Below are 2,772 nucleotides of genomic sequence, written 5' to 3'. Positions count from 1 at the left end.
TTGCATCGGTAGAGTCGTGGTGGGTCGGTAACTGGTAAAGCCGCTAAAGCAATAGACTTGAACCTTGTACTCTCCGGCCAGCACCTGAATCTCACTCGGGTAATCTGTAAATCCAGGTATGCCGAACGTAAGCGGCTAGCCGTGGCACCTTGACGCAGGCACCCGGAATATGCATGTCGTTGACGGCAGGTCAGACCTGCGGTTGCCAGCGATGCGGGAGCAATTCGTCGATTTGGCTGTTCAGGTGCGACGGCAGCCTTGTCAGCACGTCCCGCAGATAGGCCCACGGGTCATGGCCGTGCATCTTTGCCGACTGCACCAGGCTCATGACGATGGCGGCGCGCTGGCCGGCGAGCTCACTACCCGCGAATAACCATGCCTTGCGGCCCATAGCCCAGGGGCGCATCAGGTTCTCGATGTGGTTGTTGTCGACGGGAATGTCGCCGTCCACCAGGTTGGCCATCAACGCGGTCCAGCGGTTCAGGCTGTAGTCGATGGCGTTGGCGATGGCGCTGCCGTCGGGCACGCGCTGGCGCTCCAGTTGCAGCCAGACATGCATCTCTTCCCATACTGGCTTGGCCCTGGCTTGCCTCATGTCCAGTCGTTGCTCGACCGATAGATCCCGGGCTTCTCGCTCAATGCTGTACAGCATCGCAATGCGCTGCACTGCCTGTGTCGCCACCGGACTCTGGTTGTCCTTGATTAACTCGTCGAATTTTCGTCGGGCGTGTGCGAGACATCCGGCTTCAATTCGCTGTTCAAGCTTGAAGACGGTGTCGTAGGCCACATAGCCATCGCATACCAGTGTGCCCGACCAATCCTGCAGGAAGGCAACCGGATACTTCGCCCCTCTGCCCACGCAGAAGTCGTACACCACGCCCGGCAGTGCATCGAAGCCGCTGCGCGCATAAGCCCAGATATAGGCGCGTTTGGTCTTGCCCGCGCCCGGGTCCAGCATATTCACCGGCGTCTCGTCGACATGTAAGACGTTGACGCCGAGCACGAACTTGCGGTGCGCGTCAAACAACGGTATCAAACCGGCACCGCCCTGTCCCGACCAGGCTGCCAGCGTCGAGCGCGGTGTGTGGATGCCTGAGCGCGCGTTGATCTGCTCCTGGCGGTAGTACGGAATGTGATCGACGAATCGGCTCACCAAGGTGTGGGCGATCAAGCCCTCAGCGGGCATGCCCTTGTCGATGATGTGGGGCGCAACCGGTTCTTGCACCAATGTCTGGCAGCACTTGCACGTCCACTTGCCGCGAACGTGGCGATGGACGAAGAACTCAGCCGGCACGATGTCCAGCTTTTCGCTCACGTCTTCGCCAATGCGCACCATGAGCTGGCCGCAACCGCAGGTAGTGTTCTCGGGTTCGTGGTGGTGATCCACGCGCCGCAGATGTTCCGGCAATGCCTGGCGTTTGGGTTGACGCGCAGGCGTTTTGCCAGCGAGCTCGCCCTGAGTACCGGGCTGGCCCTGCAGGGCTTCGAGCTGCGCTTCAAGACTTGCCTGGTCAGCTGCCAGCGTCTCTTCGAACAACTGGCGTTGCTCAGCATTCATGCGCTCGGTCTTGGCCGCAAAGCGCCAGGACTTCAGGCGCGCCAGCTCAAATGTGATGCGTTCGATCTTGACGTCACGGAACTTGATGGCCTGCGCTTGGGTGGTGATGAGCTTGCCCTGCTCGGCGATATGTTGCAGCATCGTGGCCGCCACTTCAGCCAGTGCACTGGGGCTCAGACGCTGCAGGTCCTGGGCTTTAAGTTCGTGCACGCTGAGCATGTGCCCATTGTGTAAAACAAACGATCAAACCACCATTAGGGCATGTGCTGATTGTTCTTCTTTCCAGACAAACCCCGGCCATTACATGCGTGTGATGGCCTGCATTTGCTCCAGCCGTTGCCACGGCAAACCCAGCACCAGCGCGTCGAATTGCTGCTGCGTCAGCGCCATCGGCGACGCCGTGCCAGACACCGCAGTCGGCCACACGAAGCGGCTCTGATTCAAACGCCTGGCCGCGCACCACACGCCGAAACCGTCGTGCACCAGCAGCTTGATGCGCGTGGCGCGCACGTTGGCAAACAGATAGCCGTGGTGCGCTCGGGCAGCGCCGAACACCTGCACCACACGGGCCAGCAGTCGCTCGGGTCCGGCACGCATATCAACGGGATCGACCGCGAGCCACAGTGCGTCGATGCGAATCATCGCAGCCACTCCCGCAACAAAGCCCCACAGTCACCAGCACATTGCACGGGCCACGTCACCGTGACGGCGGATGCGCCGCGCCGCAACTCCATGCGAATCTCCGGCGCGGGTGCCGACATGGCCTGCGGCGGTAGCTGCAGGGGCAGGAACTCTGCGTTGGGTCTGGCACTGACTACCACCCGATTGCCAACCCCGGCATCAGTCGCTCGTCCCTCCAGACTTCGCCAGCGGTGAACCACATTGGCGTTCAACCCGCTTCGCAGCGCAACTGCGGCAACCGACGCCCCACTCTGTCGGCATGCCTCCAATACCTCGGCCCTAAATTGCGCACTGTGCTTGCGACGCGCCACTCTCTTCGTTTCCATAGTGTCCACCTGTTTGTTTCGTGGACACTATGTTTACCCGCTTGGCGGCAGGATTCAAGATGACATGGCTAGCCGCTTACTGCCGAACTGCTTTTGTTCGCCTGAGCCAGAAGATTCAAGTTTTGAATAGCCCCGGATGGTTGCATGGAAGTCATCAGAAAACGGCTTTCCTACAAAGCCTTTGATGACTGCAATGCCAGACACACC

At 60.4% G+C, this 2,772-nt stretch carries 3 protein-coding genes; all 3 read right to left on the bottom strand.

The window, feature by feature from the left end:
- Window positions 1-190: 190 nt before the first annotated feature.
- Window positions 191-1,777, bottom strand: coding sequence for an IS66 family transposase (gene tnpC / locus C5P05_RS01335; RefSeq protein ID WP_114968101.1), 1,587 nt, complete (start codon window positions 1,775-1,777; stop codon window positions 191-193).
- A gap of 81 nt (window positions 1,778-1,858) precedes the next feature.
- The gene (tnpB, locus tag C5P05_RS01330; protein ID WP_114968100.1) at window positions 1,859-2,200 is read right to left on the bottom strand and encodes an IS66 family insertion sequence element accessory protein TnpB; all 342 of its coding nucleotides are present in this window, start codon (window positions 2,198-2,200) and stop codon (window positions 1,859-1,861) included.
- Window positions 2,197-2,565 (bottom strand): transposase, encoded by a 369-nt coding sequence (locus C5P05_RS01325; protein ID WP_114968099.1) that lies wholly within the window; start codon window positions 2,563-2,565, stop codon window positions 2,197-2,199. The genes tnpB and C5P05_RS01325 overlap by 4 nt, the downstream gene beginning before the upstream one ends.
- Window positions 2,566-2,772: the final 207 nt, after the last annotated feature.

The organism is Rhodoferax ferrireducens (genome assembly GCF_003347515.1).
In the GTDB taxonomy this organism is placed as follows: Bacteria; Pseudomonadota; Gammaproteobacteria; order Burkholderiales; family Burkholderiaceae_C; genus Rhodoferax.
The sequence above is the reverse complement of the archived record's forward strand: the minus strand, read 5'-3'. Positions and strand labels throughout refer to the sequence as shown.

Excerpts from the sequence above, each read along its gene's own strand:
- tnpC (WP_114968101.1), bottom strand. The coding sequence starts at position 1,777 with ATGCTCAGCGTGCACGAACTTAAAGCCCAGGACCTGCAGCGTCTGAGC.
- C5P05_RS01325 (WP_114968099.1), bottom strand. The coding sequence starts at position 2,565 with ATGGAAACGAAGAGAGTGGCGCGTCGCAAGCACAGTGCGCAATTTAGG.
- tnpB (WP_114968100.1), bottom strand. The coding sequence starts at position 2,200 with ATGATTCGCATCGACGCACTGTGGCTCGCGGTCGATCCCGTTGATATG.